The sequence below is a fragment of the Candidatus Cryptobacteroides sp. genome (assembly GCF_056207615.1).
In genome coordinates this window covers 1-19,088 of sequence record NZ_JBAEER010000144.1, presented here as the reverse complement: position 1 = coordinate 19,088, position 19,088 = coordinate 1, and the positions used below count along the sequence as shown (strand labels likewise).

General features: G+C 54.5%; 10 protein-coding genes and 1 pseudogene. 9 read left to right on the top strand and 2 right to left on the bottom strand.

All coding sequences use genetic code 11. From position 1 onward, the window contains the following. Window positions 1-452: pseudogene (locus AC06ND_RS08345) on the bottom strand (glycoside hydrolase family 3 C-terminal domain-containing protein); the annotation flags it as partial. 29 nt (window positions 453-481) lie between these two features. Further along, a complete protein-coding gene (locus AC06ND_RS08340) occupies window positions 482-1,549 on the bottom strand; it encodes a DUF1573 domain-containing protein (protein WP_475678526.1) in 1,068 nt (355 codons plus the stop codon). Between the two features lie 229 nt (window positions 1,550-1,778). Between AC06ND_RS08340 and AC06ND_RS08335 the strand changes: the two genes are divergently transcribed. The 9 genes from AC06ND_RS08335 to AC06ND_RS08295 form a co-directional block, all read left to right on the top strand. Continuing rightward, window positions 1,779-2,570: an acetylxylan esterase gene (locus AC06ND_RS08335; RefSeq protein WP_475678525.1), complete on the top strand. Its 792-nt coding sequence runs from the start codon at window positions 1,779-1,781 to the stop codon at window positions 2,568-2,570. Window positions 2,571-2,587: 17 nt separating this feature from the next. Next, a complete protein-coding gene (locus tag AC06ND_RS08330; protein ID WP_475678524.1) occupies window positions 2,588-4,024 on the top strand; it encodes a family 43 glycosylhydrolase in 1,437 nt (478 codons plus the stop codon). A gap of 120 nt (window positions 4,025-4,144) precedes the next feature. Continuing rightward, complete coding sequence (locus AC06ND_RS08325) at window positions 4,145-6,991, top strand: sialate O-acetylesterase (protein WP_475678523.1); 2,847 nt, start codon at window positions 4,145-4,147, stop codon at window positions 6,989-6,991. Between the two features lie 13 nt (window positions 6,992-7,004). Then, on the top strand, window positions 7,005-9,266 hold the full coding sequence (locus tag AC06ND_RS08320) for a glycoside hydrolase family 31 protein (RefSeq protein ID WP_475678522.1): 2,262 nt from the start codon (window positions 7,005-7,007) through the stop codon (window positions 9,264-9,266). An 8-nt stretch (window positions 9,267-9,274) separates the two neighbouring features. After that, window positions 9,275-12,043: a glucuronyl esterase domain-containing protein gene (locus AC06ND_RS08315; RefSeq protein ID WP_475678521.1), complete on the top strand. Its 2,769-nt coding sequence runs from the start codon at window positions 9,275-9,277 to the stop codon at window positions 12,041-12,043. A gap of 6 nt (window positions 12,044-12,049) precedes the next feature. Next, window positions 12,050-14,419: a glycoside hydrolase family 95 protein gene (locus AC06ND_RS08310; protein ID WP_475678520.1), complete on the top strand. Its 2,370-nt coding sequence runs from the start codon at window positions 12,050-12,052 to the stop codon at window positions 14,417-14,419. 65 nt (window positions 14,420-14,484) lie between these two features. Next, window positions 14,485-15,834 (top strand): glucose-6-phosphate isomerase, encoded by a 1,350-nt coding sequence (locus AC06ND_RS08305; RefSeq protein WP_475678519.1) that lies wholly within the window; start codon window positions 14,485-14,487, stop codon window positions 15,832-15,834. Between the two features lie 149 nt (window positions 15,835-15,983). Then, a complete protein-coding gene (locus AC06ND_RS08300; protein WP_475678518.1) occupies window positions 15,984-17,063 on the top strand; it encodes a CNNM domain-containing protein in 1,080 nt (359 codons plus the stop codon). A gap of 101 nt (window positions 17,064-17,164) precedes the next feature. Further along, window positions 17,165-19,088: cellulase N-terminal Ig-like domain-containing protein (locus AC06ND_RS08295; protein WP_475678517.1), on the top strand; the 1,924-nt coding region annotated here is incomplete at its 3' end.

Below are 19,088 nucleotides of genomic sequence, written 5' to 3'. Positions count from 1 at the left end.
CACCTTGGGTCGCGGAAGATGTTCACGTTTGGACACCAGAAGGTGAGCTCTGGGTTTGCAGGATAGTAGATCACGTCAGTGCCGATGCCGAAATAGTCATGGGTACTGCGGTTCCAGTTTGCACGTGCCTCGTCAGATACGGTAGAGAATACGTCGTACATGAGCTGAGGGTTGAATGCGGCTGCCATACCGATAGGCTGTGGGTAAACGGTGTAGCCGTCTGCACGCACGCCGTGGCATGCCTCGCTCCACCAGTTGTAAGAAGGGATGCCAAGCCTGTCGATTGACGCAGTCTTGTTCATCATCATGCCGACCTTCTCCTCTGGAGTAAGGAGTGAGATCAGGTTCTCTACGCGCTCTTCGGTAGAGAGCTTAGGATTCTGGAACGGGTACTCGTACTTCGCTCCTGAATTACAGCCCGCCAACATTACAAGCGATGCTGCAAGAATCATAATTTTGGTTCTGTTCATAGAGTTTGTGTTTATTGATTGTATATAAGTTCCTTGTATGGTCTGTCGGGATCGTTGGTGAATATCCCTATCTTGATGCCGTTCTCCGGAACAGCGGATGTCTTCACTGTGGCGTGCAAGGTCTCTCCCTTGCGTATCCTGGTGCCGGGCGCGGCGCTGAACTCGACCCCCTCCGGCACTTCGGCCTGGTAGATGACCAGATCCTTGCGCCCGTCATTGGTGATGTCGATGGTGCCGCTGTATTTTCCGAGCACATAGAAAGTGCGCCTGAGGCTCGCAGAGGAAGGGTAGGTTCTCATCTTTGCGGCATCTGCGGAAGGGGATTCCCTCCTGAGGCAGAGAGCCGAGGTCGTCAGCCTGACCGAAGACTCGTGTCCGCCGGTGATCACGGAAATGGTGTCGGCTACGCTCATCCATTCCTTGTCGGAAGGCATCGTGTAGGTCATCATCACCGGAATCTCGTCTCCGGGGGCCACAACCGGGTCGCATACGTAGTCCACGAGCGACGAGCCGAATCCCATGAGCTCGATCTCCATCGGCTTGTCGGAAGCATTGGCGATGTATATGACCTTGGTGATGGACTCGCCGGGAGCCATGTATCCGAAAGGAATGTCCTTCCTGCTGACATAGAGGTTAGGGTCGAGGACGATAGGGTATCTCTCCTGGATGCTGCGGTTGGACGGATTGACGTCCGCATTGGTGAAGAGGGTGCCGAGGCTCCTTCCATGCGAGTCCACGATCTCTATGCTGCGGTGGGTGAATCCGACCGAGCCGGAAGGGGAGAAGAATACCTCTATGCCGACGGCCTCGCCCGGTGCGACCGGTGAATCCGGGAGGTGCGCGGTGATGCAGCTGCAGCTTGGGACCGACCTGCGGATGAGTATGGATTCGGACGATCCGTTCATGAGGGTGAACACATGGCTCACCGCTCCTTCGGCTTCATTGATCGCGCCGAAGTCCCAGGTGGTGGAGTCGAAACTGATTCCCGAGAGTTTCTTCTGGGCATGCACATACGGACCATGGATCATGGTGAGGATGATCGCTGTCATGAAAGAAATGATCAGTATGCGTGTTCTCATGTGGCCGGTCTTCTTGAATTTCAAAAATACACATTATATAATAATAGAACTATCAATTCTGTGTCATAAGGTTTAGAAAAGGGATTGAATCAGTTTTGAAAGGAATTGAATTATTCTTCAAAAGTCTTTTAAGTATGATTTCATACCTTTGTTTTGGATAATTTCCCGTTGGAGTGGGATAATTGACAGATATGAACTTTTAATACTTTTATTTAATAACACAAACATTATGAACTTCAGAAAAACCTTACTTTCAGTAGGTCTCGCGCTCGTCGGCGTTGCTGCGTTCGCACAGACTCCAAGGTATGCTGACTCGGACATCAACTTCGAGAAGTATTTCAAGCCTGCGACTGAGACTCCAGCTTCTCCAGACGCACAGGGCTTCATCCGCCGTTGGCTCATGCTCGACCCTATCAGCAAGCCAAACCGTGGTAACACCGTATTCGTTGACTCTTATATCCGCGACGCCTTTGCACGCGAGTATTACAAGGGCCAGTTCGCTTCAATGTCTGACCTCGCTCTCCTTCCAAAGGACGGCCAGAAGATCAAGAAGGTCATCGTTGACGCTCAGAAGCCAGTTGACCTCTCTGCAGGTAGGCCTATGTTCGCTGAGCCAGAGCTCATCCAGGAGAAGGTTACTCTCACTTGGCATGCTCTTGATTCAAACTTCCCTAACGTGAAGCTTTTCCGTTTCGCTACTGGTCAGGGTCTCACCCGCTATGGTGTGATCTTCAATGTGGTTACCGTCATCAACTGCGATGAGGACATCGAGAACGTACGTCTTGCTACCGGTTCCAACTCAGCATCTATGTGGTGGGTTAACGGCGAAGAGGCTGTCATCATGTCTGGTGACCGTCGTATGGTTCAGGACGACTGCGCATCTGCACGTCTCACCCTCCACAAGGGTAAGAACATCCTCAGGGGTGCCATCATCAACGGCCCTGGTATGAGTGACATGTGCGTTCGTTTCATCGACGAGGCAGGCAACCCAGTTAAGAACTTCACTGTAACAACCAAGTAAGAAGGAGGAATACTAATATGAAAACTACTAAGATACTTTTCGGTGCAGCGGCTATTCTTCTTTCAGCTGCATCAGCATCAGCTCAGATCGGCAAGCCATTCATCCATGACCCTTCTACTATCATGGAGTGCGACGGCAAGTACTATACTTTCGGAACCGGTGGCGGCGGACTTATCTCTGCTGACGGTTACACCTGGGAGAGCGGCGCAGTACGTCCAGGCGGTGGAGCAGCTCCAGACGCAGTGAAGATCGGTGACCGTTACCTCGTAGGTTACTCTGCTACAGGTGGTGGACTCGGTGGCGGTCATGCAGGTAGGGTTCTCACCATGTGGAACAAGACCCTTGATCCAAACTCTCCTGATTTCGCATATTCAGAGCCTATCCAGGTTGCTGAGTCAGTTGTTGACGAGGACTGCGACGCAATCGACGTTTCATTCCTCCTCGATCCTACCACCGGTCGCCTCTGGTGCACCTACGGTACCTATTTCGGTAACATCCGCCTCGTTGAGCTCGATCCTAAGACCGGTGCTCGCATGCCTGGCAACAAGGCTATCGACGTAGCTATCGACTGTGAGGCTTCTGACCTCATCTACAAGGATGGCTGGTATTACCTCCTCGGTACCCACGGTACCTGCTGCGACGGTGTTAACTCTACTTACAACATCATCTGCGGTCGCTCACGCGTCGTTACTGGTCCTTACTATGACAACATGGGCCGTGACATGATGCTCGGTGGTGGTAAGATGGTCATCGGCTCAGGCCGTGAGCGCCAGTTCGGTGCCGGTCACTTCGGCCGTCGCGTAGAGGAAGAGGGTGTTGAGAAGACCTCTTTCCACTGGGAGGGTGACCTCAACCGTTCAGGTCGCAGCGTCCTCGCAGTTGAACCTCTCATCTGGGTTAACGAGTGGCCTGTAGTCGGCAAGAAGGTTAAGGAAGGTCAGTATTCAATCCAGTCTGCAAGACGTGGTTATGGCCTTGAGCTTACCGTTGACTTCCAGCGTGCAAACGTCCAGCGCGTTGCTCGTAACGCAGACGTTCCTGATGTGTCTCTCGAGAACCAGAAGCTTTCTGAGGTTATCGGTACTTGGCCTACCGGCAATACTGGGGTTCGTTGCAGCGACTACATGAACCGTCCTCATCAGAACTGGCAGATCACTGAGGTTCCTGAGCTTGGCGGTACCCTCGCAGGTGCTTACGTTAAGATTACCATCGCTGGTACCAACCGTGCACTCGCAGCTAAGGCTGGTGCAGAGCTCGAGACCGTTCCTGAGTTCACCGGCGCTGACGAGCAGCTCTGGAGAATCGATCAGCTTACTGACGGTACTTACAAGCTCTCTCCAAAGGCTATCCCTGGTTGCTCAGAGAAGTACTGCCTCGTTTGTACTTCAGACAGCAACGTATCACTCGCTAAGTTCGACTTCAACAGCGACAACTGCAAGTGGATGTTCGAGTAATCTAAAACCACACGCCTAAAAGGCTATACAACTGGACAAGTGCAGGTTTTTATGCCTGCACTTGTTTTTTTTTGCTATATTAGTCACACTTTTTAACAGACTGTAACTAATACCAAATACATGAAGAAAATACTCGTATCCATCGCTTCGGTGATGTTGTCTGTCGCTGCCTTTGCTCAGCCAGGCGGCGCGATGCCGGCAGGTGGTTTCGGCGGCTTCCAGATGCCTCAGATCCAGGTCCGTTGTTCAGAAAAGATTGCTGACGTAAACTATGCCGGTGACGGCGAAGTCTACCACAATCTTGACATATATCTTCCTCAGGTGAAGAAGGACAAGTATCCGGTCGTCGTGCATATCTACGGCAGTGCCTGGTACAGCAACAACTCCAAGGGAATGGCCGACCTGGGCACCATCGTCAATGCCCTCCTCGACGCCGGCTATGCAGTGGTTACACCTAACCACCGTTCTTCTGCCGACGCCGCTTTCCCGGCTCAGATCCATGACATCAAGGGCGTCATTCGCTTCGTTCGCGCGAACGCTGACAAGTATGGATTCGACACTTCTTTCATCGCTACCTCCGGCTTCTCGTCAGGCGGACATCTTTCGTCCCTTGCAGCGACCTCTGGAAATGCTCCTGAGCTCGAGGGCAATGTCGGCGGCAACCTCCAGTATGGCAGCGCTGTGGACGCGGCAGTAGACTGGTCGGGTCCTATCGATCTCTTCAACATGAACTGCGGTGAGCCACGCAAGTGGGGCAACACCCCAGAGGAGGCCCTCATCGGCCACGAATATGAGCCTAAATACGAGCAGGAGATGCGCGCCATCAGCCCGATGACCTACATAGACGCTGAGGATGCACCTGTCATCATCTTCCACGGCACCGAGGACACAGTCGTTCCTTGCTGCCAGGCCCCTGAGTTCTACGAGGCCCTTTCGAAGGTCGGCGTGGATACTGAGCTCTACCTCGTTCATGGCGGCGGACACGGATTCAACATGTATTCTGCGGAGAACCTCCAGCGCATGGTCAATTTCCTCAACGGTAAGAGGGGAGTGCCAGTAGCTGTTGCAGGCCAGCCTGATCCGAACTTCCATATCTATCTCTGCTTCGGCCAGTCCAACATGGAGGGCAACGCACGCGTACAGCAGCAGGATGTAGAGGGCATCAGCGACCGTTTCCTCACTATGGCGGCAGTGGATTTCCCTGCAGTCGAGAAGGCAGAGCAGCCTGTCGCTGCTCCTGGAAGAAGGGCGATGCCTGTGAACTTCGTTCCTGAGGGCGGTATCCCTGCAAGACAGATGGGTCAGTGGTACAAGGCCATCCCACCTCTCAGCCGTCCTGGCACCGGTCTTACTCCTGGTGACTATTTCGGACGTACCCTCGTCGAGAACCTTCCTGAGGAAGTGAGGGTCGGCGTGATCAATGTATCAGTTGCAGGCTGCAGCATCGACTGCTTCATGCCTGACAAGGTCAAGGAATATACTGAGAGCTCTGCGGATTGGCTCCAGAACATTGTCGCAGCTTACGGCGGCGACCCATATCAGCGACTCGTGGACCTCGCGAAGGAGGCACAGAAGGTAGGTGTCATAAAGGGTATACTTCTCCATCAGGGCGAGACCAACACCAACGACCCTCAGTGGCCAGCTAACGTGAAGAAGGTCTATGACCGACTCATCAAGGACCTCGGTCTCCAGGGCCAGGCAGTTCCTCTTCTCGTGGGCGAGGTGGTGAACAATGACCAGGGCGGAGCATGCGCAGACCACAACAACGTGATCGCACGCGTTCCTCAGGTGATTCCGAATGCCCACGTGATCAGCTCGAGCGGATGCTCTACCGGCTTCGACCATCTCCATTTCGATGCTGAGGGCTACAGGGAGCTCGGCCATCGCTACGGCCTCAAGATGCTCGAGATCCTCGGCTATCCTGTAAAGGCAGGCATGGAGATGTACACCACAGCCATCGCGCCTTACAAGATCCATCCTAGCGGAAGGATTACCTTCAACTATCAGGCACCTAACGCCAAGTCTGTCGTCCTCTCCAGCCAGATGCTCAAGGAGAACGCCCCTATGAAGAAGAATTCAGAGGGTATCTGGAGCGTAACCGTAAAGCCTGAGAAGGCCGACATCTATCCATATAACTTCATCGTGGACGGTATCCAGGTGCAGGCTGTGAACAACGCTGCCATCTTCCCTAACGAGAACTTCAAGGCCAGCATCGTGGAGATTCCTTCTCCAGACGCTCTCTATACCGTGAAGGACGTTCCTCACGGAAAGATCGTGTATGACTCATATTACTCAAGCGTGCTCGGAGAGAACCGTCCGCTCGTGGTCTACACTCCTGCAGGCTATGAGAAGGGCAAGAAGTATCCTGTATTCTACCTCATCAGCGGTACCACCGACACAGAGGAGACCTGGTTCAAGGTCGGCAAGACCAACGTGATCCTCGACAATCTCATCGCAGAGGGCAAGGCTGTTCCTATGGTAGTCGTGATGCCTTACGGAAACATGGGCTTCACCCCTCAGCCTACCAGCTTCGAGTCTTCGGAGATGTACAAGATATTCGAAAAGGAGATGACCCAGTGCATCATGCCTTATGTCGAGAAGAACTACAAGGTCAAGGCAGACAGGGAGAGCCGCGCGATCGCCGGTTTCTCACGCGGCGGCGGACAGTCACTCTTCGTCGGTTACAGGAATCTTGACAAGTTCGCTTACATCGGATCATACAGCGCTTACCTCACTCCTGAGGTTCTCGACTACTACTTCCCTAATATCGCGAACGATCTCAAGAGCCTCAAGCTCATGTGGTTCGGAGTAGGTACTTCAGACTTCCTCTACAAGAACGTGATAGATCACCAGGAGTACTTCGATGCCAAGGGCATCAAGTACGAGAAGATGTTCACCGACGGCGGACATACCTGGATGAACGCAAGGACCTACCTTGCGGAGACCGTGCAGAAATATTTCAAATAAGCCATACGATTCAATGAAATCTAACCTTACAGCATTATTTGCATGTGCCATTGCCGCCCTTTCGGGATGCAGTGGCTCTGCTGTCGTAGACCCCGTCGACATCACCACTTCGAACGGAGTCCTTTCAATCGTCCCTTTGACTGACAATACAGTCAGGATCAAGGTCAAGGGTCCTGAGACCCTTACTCTCGACGAACTTTTCTATACAGAGAACGTGAAGGCCCCTCGCTACAGCGTCGAGGAGTCCGACGCAGCCGTGAAGGTGAGCCAGAAGGGAATAGTCACAGTCTTCGACAAGGCTTCCGAGTCGCTCAGCTACTATGACGCCAAGGGTAATCTCCTCTTCTCCGAGGCCAAGGGCACGAGAAAGGTCGAGGCAACGGAGATCTCCGGCAAGCCTATGGCTAGCGTGTCACAGACTTTCGTGCAGCCTAAGGGCGAGCATCTCTTCGGACTTGGACAGTTCCAGGACGGTTACCTTGACGTGAGCGGTCTCACCAGGAGACTCACCCAGGTCAATACCCAGATATCTATTCCTGTGGTCATCTCGAACAAGGGTTATGGCCTCATGTGGAACAACTACGGTCTGGTTGACTTCAACCCTTCTACCGAGACTGTCGCTCTCGAGGAAATCATCGAGGACGATGCCCAGGGCGTGGTCGTGAATGCTACCAGCACCCATGGAAACGTGCGCGAGCGTCGTTTCTTCGCAAACTTCACCGCTGAGATCGATGTTCCTGCAGACGGCGAGTACTCGCTTCTTCTCGATGTGGGACAGGCGATGGCACGCAGACATTGGCTCTCTGTCGACGGCAATGTGCTCTTCGACGTGAACAATACCTGGCTTCCTCCGACATCTTCTGTGAAGACCCATCTTTCTGCCGGAAAGCATGTCGTTGAGGTGCATGGTTCGAGAGGCGATGCGCCTACCGTGGGCTGGAGGCTTGCTGACGGTACCACCGAGTTCAGCTCTCCTGTCGCAGAAGGTCTCGACTACACCGTTTTTGCAGGTACCGCTGACGACGTTGTGTCATCATTCCGTAACCTTACCGGAAAGGCTCCTCAGATTCCTGAGTGGGCACTCGGATATGTACATTGCCGCGAGCGCTACAAGTCTCAGGACGACATCCTCGAGAATGCGCGCACCTTCGTGGAGAAGAACATCCCTGTAGGCGTGATCGTCCAGGATTGGCAGTGGTGGGGCAATACAGGCTGGAACTCGATGGAGTTCGATGCCGAGAACTATCCTAACCCTGCAGAGCTTGTTGACCAGCTCCACGACATGGGCATGAGATTCATGCTCTCAGTGTGGTCTAAGGTGGACAGGAACAGCAATCTCGGTAAGGAACTCGAGGCACGCGGCTACTATATCGACGGAACTGACTGGCTCGATTTCTTCAATCCGGAGGCTACCAGCTTCTACTGGAAGAACTTCTCTGACAGGCTTGTCAGCCTCGGCATCGACGCTTGGTGGTTCGATGCTACCGAGCCTGAGAACGACGACCTCGTCGGAAGGACTGTCGGCAAGGACGAACTCCCTGGCGAGATCTTCAGGAACGTATATCCAATCAAGGTCGTAAATACCATGTACAACGGTCTCAAGCAGGCCCGTAACGGCGAGGAACCGCTCATCCTTACCCGCAGCGCAGCTCCGGGAATGCAGAAGTACGGTGCTGTCACCTGGAGCGGTGACGTCGGAAACGACTGGGAGACTCTCCGTCGCCAGATCGTCGGCGGCCTCGGCATGATGTGCGCCGGCCAGCCTTGGTGGACCTACGATGCAGGCGGATTCTTCCGCCCACGTGACCAGTATGAGGATGCTGCATATCAGGAGCGCATGCTCCGCTGGATCCAGACATCGGTCATGCTCCCTATCATGCGCGTGCACGGCTACATGAGTAACACCGAGCCTTGGCGCTACTCAGAGGAGACCGAGAAGCTCTTCGCGAAGGCCATCTCTGACCGCTATGATCTCCTTCCATACATCAAGCAGTGCGCAAAGAAGGTCGCAAAGGAGAACTATACGCTCATGCGCCCTCTCGTATTCGACTTCCCTTCAGATGAGCAGGCTATGCTCCAGGATACCGAATACATGTTCGGTCCTAAGTACCTCGTATGCCCTGTGACCGCAGAAAACCTCACTTCTATGCAGGTCTACCTCCCTCAGAATGCGAAGGGATGGACCAGCACCGCCGACGGTAAGAAGTATGACGGAGGACAGTATGTGACCGTTGCGGTCAGCGCCGACTCAGTTCCAGTATTTGAAAGAAACTAAACGATCATATGAAGAAGACCCTGTACTGTGCAGCGATCATGACTGCGATGGTTTGCTCATGTGCTCCTAAGCAGAGTGGAGAGATTCCTCTCGTCTACAGCGTGGAGAACAGCGGAGCATCCTATGCGAAACCTGAACTTCCAGCCTTCGAGGACCTCACCCATTGCGTGACCCTTCCGAACCCTCTCGAGTGGTCTGACGGCAGCGGACGCGTCAGCGACTTCTCCCAGTGGGAGCGCAGGCGTAACGAGATCATGGCAGAACTCTATGAATATGAAGTCGGCTGGAAGCCTGAGACTCCGAAGGAGTGCGTGAAGGCGAGAGTGCAGGGTGATACCCTCCTCATCGTCGAGGTGACAGTGAAGGATTCTGTCCTCACCATGCATTGCCCGGTCAAGCTTCCTCCTGTCGAGGGACCTCATCCTGCGATCATCGGTCTGGGATTCGGAACCAACCCTGGCAGCCTTCCAAAGGAGATTTTCGACAGCCGCGACATTGCTGTCATCAGCTTCCCTTTCATGGAGGTCATGAGCCATACCCAGGTTCGCGGCAACGAGCCTGTGAACAGACTCTATCCTGAATACGAGGAGAACGGAGCATACAGCATGTGGCCTTGGGGCGTCAGCCGTCTCATCGACGGTCTCGAGCAGGTCCAGGACCAGCTTCCTATCGACCTCAAGCATCTCGCAATCTCAGGTTGCTCTTACGCAGGTAAGATGGCTCTCTGGTCCGGTGCGCTCGACGAGCGTATCGCACTCACCATCGCACAGGAGCCAGGTGGCGGCGGTGCTGCTTCATGGCGTTATACGGAGACCCTCGGTTGGGTCGAGAGACTCGGCGCGACCAACTTCTCATGGTTCAAGGAGAGCATGAGACAGTTCGAGGGCGCGAATGTTTCCAAGCTTCCTATGGACCACCATGAGCTCTGCGCTCTCGTCGCTCCACGTGCCCTCCTCGTGCTCGGCAACACCGACTACGAGTGGCTTGCAGACGAGTCTGGTTATGTTTCATGCGTAGCTGCCCGCAAGGTATGGGAGGAGTTCGGAATCGAGGACCGCATGGGCTACAGCATCCAGGGCGACCACATGCACTGCAGGCTTCCTGAGGAGCAGTATGCTGACGTGGAGTGCTTCGTGGACAGGTTCCTCCTCGGCAAGGACGTGGAGACCAACGTGACCAAGGCACCTATGTTCGCTGACGTGGACGCTGAGTCGTGGATGATGTGGGACAAGGCTCTCGCAGTCAATCCTATCGGCAACACCGACCTTCCAGATCCTGATATCGTGAGGGTGGGAGAGGATTTCTACCTCGTGTCCACCACCATGTATTTCTGTCCTATGGTCCCTATCTTCCACAGCCGCGACCTCGTGCATTGGGAGGTGATCAGCTATGTGGACGACTGCATCGAGCCGGATGCCGACTGCTACAACCTCCGCGACGGCAAGAATGCCTACGGAAAAGGTCAGTGGGCTACTTCGCTCCAGTACCATGACGGATATTTCTATGTGCTTTTCGTCGCCAACGACCAGCAGAAATCCTATATCTATCGCACCAACGATCCATACAAGAGCAATTGGGAGCGTCTCACCGTGTTCGACGAGAACTCCTTCCATGATGCGTCCCTTCTCTTCGACAATGACGGTCGCGTGTATGTGATCTATGGCAACACCGAGATCCATCTCACCGAGCTCAGGCCTGACCTCAGCGCAGTCCTCGAGGGCGGCGTGGACAAGGTCATCATCACCGAGGACAGGGAGACCTTCCAGCTTGGTGCTGAGGGCTCACGCTTCTATCATATCGGAGACTACTATTACAATATGGTCATCGACTGGCCTCGCGGCGGTCATCGTACCGAGAGGTGCTTCAGGAGCAAGAACATCGAAGGCCCTTACGAGGCCATGCCTTCTTGCGACGGTACCCTCGGAGGACGTGGCGACGGTATAGCCCAGGGCCCTATCGTGGACACTCCTCAGGGAGACTGGTACGCTTGTCTCTTCCAGGATCACGGCGGAGTGGGCCGTCTCTGTACCATCCAGCCTGTCAGCTGGGTTGACGGATGGCCAATCTGCGGCGTGGACACCAAACCTCTCGAGACCGTACGCGTCAATCTTCCTGCATCTGGAAAGGAATATCTCCACGACAGTGACGAGTTCTCAGACAAGAGCCTCGGACTGGTATGGCAGTGGAACCACAAGCCTATCGGCGAGGCGTGGTCACTCAAGGCTCGCAAGGGCTGGCTTCGTCTCACGACTGCGCAGCTCGCGACAGGTCTTTCTGACGCTCGCAACACTCTTACCATGAGGACCTTCGGCCCTAAGAGCACGACCGAGACCAAGATGGATGCCAAGGGCATGAAGGCTGGCGATTTCGCTGGTATCTGCGCATTCCAGAGCAACCGCGCGATGATAGGTGTGCAGGTGGCGGAGGACGGCAGCAAGAAGCTCGTCGCATGCTCAGAGTCTCCAGCACCTCGTTTCCCACGCGGCATGACTCTCCCTGAGGGCGTTACCCTTCCTAAGGGCGGTCTCCAGGAGGTCTATTCAGAGCCTCTCCAGTCAGACGTCGTATACCTTAAGGTCATCTATGACTTCACGCAGGACATCGCTCGCCTCGCATACAGCTACGACGGCAAGCATTGGAACCAGGTCGACTATGAGCTCCGTATGCGTTTCTCTCTCGACTATTTCACCGGCTACAGGAGCGCGCTCTTCAACTACGCTACCACCGAGCTCGGCGGATATGCAGACTTCGACTACTATCATGAATATAAGAACTAACCGGATATGAAACGACTTTTTACAGTTCTCGCAGGTGTGCTCGTCTGGGCGTCGGCCTGCTTTGCGCAGGATCGTCTCTGGTACGATGCTCCTGCAAGCCAGTGGCTTGAGGCACTCCCTCTTGGTAACTCCCACATGGGTGCGATGGTGTTCGGCGGCGTAGCTGACGAGCGCATCCAGCTCAACGAGGAGACTTTCTGGAGCGGCAAGCCTCACAACAACAACAGCACGACAGCGCTTGCTCACCTTCCGGAAGTGCGTGCCCTCATCGCAGAGGGTAGGGAGGAGGAGGCCGAGAAGCTCCTCGACAGGGAGTTCATCATCGGTCCTCACGGAATGAAGTACCTCACTCTCGGTAGCCTCCGCATCCATTTCGCAGGCATCGGAGAGGCAAGCGACTATGTCAGGGATCTCGATCTCAACTCTGCTGTCAGCAGCGTCAGCTTCAATGCGGACGGTGTACATTACACCAGGACAGTGTTCACCTCTCTCGCAGACGATGTCGTGGTTGTGCGCTTCGACGCAGACAAGAAGAACTCTCTGAATTTCACCCTTACTCAGGATTGCGTTTTCCCTATCGACGTGGTCGCAAATGGCAACGTCCTTACTTCTACCATCCAGGGTGTTGAGCATGAGGGTATCGAGGCCGGCCTCTTTGCAGAGTGCCGTACCGTGGTCAATACCGACGGTGAGGTCTCATCTGCTGACGGAGTGATCACCGTATCGGGCGCAAGCTCAGCCATGCTCCTCATCTCAGCAGCCACCAACTTCGTGAACTACAACGATATCTCGGGTGACCCTACCAAGAAGAACGACGCCTACCTCGCAGCAGTGAAGGGCAAGTCCTTCAACAAGCTCCTCAAGCGTCACGTGAAGGAATATTCTGCACAGTACGGCAGGGTAGAGCTCAACCTCACCTCAGGCGAGAATGCGAAGCTCCCTACCGACAAGCGCCTTGAGAACTTCGCAGGCAGCGACGACATGGGCATGGTTGCTCTCCTCTTCAACTACGGACGCTACCTCCTCATCAGCTCTTCTCAGCCAGGCGGTCAGCCAGCTAACCTCCAGGGCGTTTGGAACGACGAGAGGGATGCCCCATGGGACAGCAAGTACACCATCAACATCAACGCCGAGATGAACTACTGGCCTGCTGAGGTGTGCGGTCTCGAGGAGACTCTCGACCCTCTCTTCAACATGATCAAGGATCTCTCTGTGACCGGTGCGGAGACTGCACGCGTACTTTATGGCGCAGGCGGTTGGATGGCGCACCACAACACTGACCTCTGGCGTATCGCAGGTCCTGTGGATGCGGCTCCTTGGGGTATGTTCCCTAACGGCGGTGCATGGCTCGCGACCCATCTCTGGCAGCACTATCTCTACACCCTCGACAAGAACTTCCTCAAGAAGTGGTATCCTATCCTCAAGGGTGCGGCAGATTTCTATCTCGACTACATGCAGGAGGATCCTGCCACCGGTTGGCTCCTCGTGACTCCTTCAGTGAGCCCTGAGCATGGCCCTCTCGGCAAGAATACCCCTGTGACCGCAGGTTGTACCATGGATAACCAGATCGCTCGCGACGCGCTCACCAGCGTGCTCGAGGCTGCTAAGATCCTCGGCGTGGACAAGGACTATCAGGCAGTTCTCGAGAAAACCATCGCACGCATCCCTCCTATGATGGTAGGTCAGTATGGCCAGCTCCAGGAGTGGATCATCGACGGCGACGACCCTAAGGACGAGCACAGGCATATCTCACACCTCTACGGACTCTATCCGTCAGCACAGATCAGCCCGTTCACCACTCCGGACTTCTTCAATGCGGCTCGCGTGACCCTCGAGCAGCGTGGTGACATGGCGACTGGATGGAGCCTCGGCTGGAAGACCAACTTCTGGGCGAGGATGCTCGACGGCGACCATGCATTCAATATCCTCAGCAACATGCTCGTGATCCTCAGGCCTACCGCAGGCAGGTTCGGATTCGGCAGGGGAAGGACCTATCCTAACCTCTTCGACGCTCATCCACCATTCCAGATCGACGGCAACTTCGGTGCATGCGCAGGTGTTGCGGAGATGCTTCTCCAGAGCCATGACGGCGCGATCCACGTACTTCCTGCCCTTCCATCTGCATGGAGCGAGGGTAGCGTGAAGGGACTCCGCGCAAGGGGTGCCGCAATCGTCGACATCACCTGGGACAACGGTAAGGTCAGCACCAGGATCAAGAGGCTCCGCGCAGCCGAGGGCAAGACTGTACGCGTACGTTCGGCTGTCGCTCTCAAGGGTCGTGGCCTCAAGGAAGTGGAGTGCGCGGTTGCTGGCATCCACGAGTATGAGCTCCGTCTCGCTCCTGGCCGCAGCAGAACTCTCACATCGGTCAACTAACTGTGGATAATTTCCGCAAAAAGCAGTAAATTTGCGAACTAGAAACAATTAAACATCAAATATCTATGATCAAGGTAAATCTCGAAGGATGCAACTCCTTCGTGTCTGAAGCTAAATATCAGGAGTATGTAGAGAAGGCTCTCAATGCCCTCGACGTACTCGAGAACGAGTCAGGTGCAGGCAACGACTTCCTCGGTTGGAAGCACCTCCCATCCCTCAATCTCGCAAACGGTCTCGTTGACGAGTGCGAGGCTATCCGCGACAGCTGGAAGGCTAAGGGCGTGGATCTCGTAGTCGTTATCGGTATCGGAGGTTCTTACCTCGGTGCAAAGTGCGCCATCGAGGCCCTCAAGCATCCATTCTCAAGCCTCCTCGCAGGCAAGAAGGACGCTCCGGAGATCGTGTTCGCTGGTCAGAACCTCTCAGAGGAGTACATCTGCGAGCTCATGGACCTCGTTCAGGAGCGCAACGCAGCTTGCGTGGTCATCTCCAAGTCAGGTACCACCACCGAGCCTGCAGTGGCATTCCGTATCATCAAGCAGTACATCGAGAACAAGTATGGCAAGGCTGAGGCTGCAGAGAGAATCGTAGCCGTGACCGACGCTGCAAGAGGCGCTCTCAAGAGCCTCTCGACCCAGGAAGGCTACAAGACCTTCGTGATCGAGGACAACGTAGGCGGCCGTTTCTCAGTTCTCACTCCTGTAGGTATCCTTCCTATCGTCCTCGCAGGCTTCGATATGAAGGCTATGCTCAAGGGTGCCCTCGAGATGGAAGAGCAGTGCGCTAAGCGCTGCGGCAGCTGCAACCCTGCAGTACAGTACGCTGCAATGCGTAACCTCCTCTACGATAATGGCAAGCTCATCGAGATCCTCGTAAGCTTCAACCCTAAGTTCCAGTATCTCGGCGAGTGGTGGAAGCAGCTTTACGGCGAGTCAGAGGGTAAGGACCAGAAGGGTATCTTCCCTGCATCTGTCATCTGCACCACAGACCTCCACTCTATGGGCCAGTTCATCCAGGACGGTCAGCGCATCCTCATGGAGACCGTGGTAACCGTTGAGAAGGCTCAGCGCAGCTGCGTGATCGAGGCTGACGCTCAGAACCTTGACGGACTCAACTTCCTCGCAGGCAAGCACGTCGAGGAGTGCAACGCGATGGCAGAGCTCGGAACCAAGCTCGCTCACATCGACGGCGGCGTTCCACAGCTCCAGGTTTCTATCGAGAAGATCGACGAGTACAACCTCGGTTCACTCTTCTACTTCTTCGAGAAGGCTTGCGGTATCAGCGCCTATGTACTTGGCGTGAACCCATTCAACCAGCCAGGCGTTGAGGCTTACAAGAAGAACATGTTCGCTCTTCTCAATAAGCCGGGATACGAGGAGCAGACTGCTGCTATCCGCGCTCGCATAGGAAAGTAGGAAATTCTTATCCAATGTATAACGAGGCTGACCTTGCTGGTCAGCCTCTGTTTTTTTGCAGCAAATGCACTTAGGCTTTTACAGATACGAAACTTTCGCTTATCTTTGCCGTCTGTATGACTCAGCTTCTGCTCTTTCTCTTTGGCTCTATGGCCATATCGTTCCTCTGCTCAGTGCTGGAGGCTACTCTCATGTCCACACCTCTGTCATACGTGACCATGAGGGAGGAGGAAGAATATAAGCCCGCTACGAAGTTCAAGCAGTTCAAGCAGGACAGTTCACGTCCTATCGCTGCGATCCTCAGCCTCAATACCATAGCCAACACGATCGGTGCCGCCGGAGTCGGCCGTCAGGCTACTCTCGTATTCGGCTCGGAGTGGTTCGGAGTGGTTTCGGCCATCATGACCATCCTCCTTCTGATCTTCTCCGAGATCATCCCGAAGACCATTGGAACGAACTATTGGAAGTCTCTCATGGGATTCACCACGAGGGCTCTCGAGGTACTTGTGTTCGTGCTTTTCCCAATCGTGTACTGCGTCGAGGCGCTCACGAAGCTCATCACTCCTGAGGACAATGAGACCAGCGTCTCGAGAGAGGAGGTGAGTGCCATGGCCAACGTTGCGGAGGAGGCCGGCGACCTCGAGGAGGATGAGAATGCCATCATCCAGAACCTCATCAACATGGACGAGGTGATCGCGGCCGACGTGATGACCCCGCGCGTCGTATGCGCCATCGCTCCGGAGAGGATGACCCTGAAATCCTTCTACAAGGACAAGAGATATCTCCACCACAGCCGTATCCCCGTGTACTCGGACAACGATGAGTATATCACCGGATACATTCTCCGAATGGAAGCGCTTCAGCTCATGGCTGAGGACAAGTATGACATCACCCTCGGCGAGATCCGCAGGGAAATCGCAAGCTTCGAGGAGGAGACTCCGCTCGACCAGGTGTGGGACGAGATGCTCGGCAAGGACGAGCAGATTGCTGCCGTGATCAACGAATATGGCAGCTTCCAGGGCATAATCAGCCTCGAGGATGTGATCGAGACTCTCCTCGGCAGTGAGATCGTCGACGAGCAGGATACCGTGCGCGACATGCAGCAGCTTGCCCGCGACAAGTACGCCAAGCTCAATGCCCGCAGAGCACAGGCCGCGAAGGCTCAGCAGGAACGTCAGCAGAACAGGGCTCAGCAGTCAGCCAAACCTGTCCAGGATACCAAGGCTTAAGGCCATTTCTATTTGCGTTAATCAAAAATTTACCATATATTTGGTAGATAGCATACTAGCTTCAAGAATTGATTCACCAACTAGTAATTATAAACCACACTATGCGAAAATTTATTCCTTTTATTGCCGCTTCGGCCCTTCTTGCGTCCGGAAGCTTGGCTTCTGCGCAGGATCTCAAGGTAAATGAGAAAGAATATTTCGAGACCCAGGGTGTGAACGTTCTCGTCTACAGCAACCTCTTCACAGGTGGCTTCAACGATGAGAAGAACTCCGGTATCGAGATCATTCACCACGGTGTCAGGACCGCTCAGGGCGGTGCCATCCGTCTCAACAAGACTCCAGAGCAGTGGGACCTCGTTCCTTCTACTCCAGAGAGAACCGTTGATGCAAAGAACAACACCATCTCCGTTGCTCTTCGCTACGATGACTATGACTTCGATTCTCGTATCGTCGTTACCGGTAAGGGTAAGGCAGTCGAGATCTCAGTCTATCTTGACAAGCCAGTCCCTGCATATCTCGTAGGTAAGGCTGGTTTCAACCTTGAGTTCATCCCTTCGCAGTACTGGAACAAGGTGTACACCATGGACGGTCGCCTCAACAGGTTCCCTAAGTACGCTGTCAGCAACACCGCTTCGCTTCCTAACTCTGAGAAGCCAAAGCAGTTCAAGGGTTACAAGACCTATGATGACCGCGGTACCGGTAAGTTCGTCGATCCGCTTCCTCTCGAGCATGGTCACTCTATCCTCATGGCACAGGACGATCCTGAGCGCATGATGAAGATTACCTGCAACGATGCTGAGCTCGAGCTCTACGATGGTCGTATGATCGCTCAGAACGGTTGGTTCGTCCTCCGTAGCGTCCTCCCTGCAAACAAGACCGGCAAGGTCCTCACCTGGACTGTCGAGCCTAACGCAATCAAGGGTTGGGTACGTGAGCCAAACATCGGTTTCTCACAGGTAGGTTACCTTCCTGATGCTCCTAAGGTCGCTGTCGTTGAGACTGACAAGACCATGAAGCCAGTCAAGACCGCTTCTCTCTTCCGCGTGAACGAGGACGGTACCGAGACCGAGGTGTTCAAGGGCAAGACCAATACCTGGGGTATGTACTACAAGTACAACTACGTGAAGTTCGACTTCTCTTCAGTTACCAAGCCGGGTGTATACTACATCAAGTTCGGCAACACCAAGTCAGGCAACTTCCTCATCGATTCTTCAGTTTACGACAACATCGGTGTCGCTACCAGCGACGTTTGGATTCCTATCCACATGAACCACATGTACGTGAACGAGGCATACCGCGTATGGCACGGTGAGCCATTCAGGGAGGGTTATCTCCAGGCTCCTGTCAATACCGACCACTTCGACCTCCACTCACAGGGTCCTACCACCGATACTCCGTTCGAGCCACTCCAGCTCATCCCTGGCCTCAACGTCGGCGGTTTCTTCGACGCAGGTGACTTCGATATCGAGACCGGTTCGAACATCAACGTCGTTCAGAGCCTCATCGCAGCATGGGAGCGTTATCGCCCAATGCGTGACGAGACCTTCGTCTCAGAGGAGCAGCGCTATGTAGACCTCCATCGTCCAGACGGAATTCCAGATCTTCTCCAGTACATCGAGCACGGCGTTCTCAACCTCGTAGCTCAGGCAGAGATCCTCGGTCACATGTCACAGACCCTCTCTAACTCAGTACTCGACAACTACCATCACCTCGGTGATGCAGGTTCCCTCACCGACGGACGCCACTATGATCCTTCACTCAAGCCTTACGAGGTTTCTGCTGACGGTCTCTCAAGCGGTACTCCAGACGATATGTGGGCATTCACCAGCCGCAACCCTGGTTCAGACATGAACGCAGCCAACATGTTCGCAGCTGCAAGCCGCGTGCTCCGTGGCTACAATGACGAGCTCGCCGAGAGGTGTCTCGTACAGTCTAAGAAGCTCTTCGAGGAGGCTACCGAGCTCATGGCCAACCAGCCTCAGCGCATGGGCGTCAGCGCAAGCGGCAACCGCAGGATGGGCAACA

Coding starts and splice junctions, on each gene's coding strand:
- AC06ND_RS08340 (WP_475678526.1), bottom strand. CDS start 1,549: ATGAGAACACGCATACTGATCATTTCTTTCATGACAGCGATCATCCTC.
- AC06ND_RS08335 (WP_475678525.1), top strand. CDS start 1,779: ATGAACTTCAGAAAAACCTTACTTTCAGTAGGTCTCGCGCTCGTCGGC.
- AC06ND_RS08330 (WP_475678524.1), top strand. CDS start 2,588: ATGAAAACTACTAAGATACTTTTCGGTGCAGCGGCTATTCTTCTTTCA.
- AC06ND_RS08325 (WP_475678523.1), top strand. CDS start 4,145: ATGAAGAAAATACTCGTATCCATCGCTTCGGTGATGTTGTCTGTCGCT.
- AC06ND_RS08320 (WP_475678522.1), top strand. CDS start 7,005: ATGAAATCTAACCTTACAGCATTATTTGCATGTGCCATTGCCGCCCTT.
- AC06ND_RS08315 (WP_475678521.1), top strand. CDS start 9,275: ATGAAGAAGACCCTGTACTGTGCAGCGATCATGACTGCGATGGTTTGC.
- AC06ND_RS08310 (WP_475678520.1), top strand. CDS start 12,050: ATGAAACGACTTTTTACAGTTCTCGCAGGTGTGCTCGTCTGGGCGTCG.
- AC06ND_RS08305 (WP_475678519.1), top strand. CDS start 14,485: ATGATCAAGGTAAATCTCGAAGGATGCAACTCCTTCGTGTCTGAAGCT.
- AC06ND_RS08300 (WP_475678518.1), top strand. CDS start 15,984: ATGGCCATATCGTTCCTCTGCTCAGTGCTGGAGGCTACTCTCATGTCC.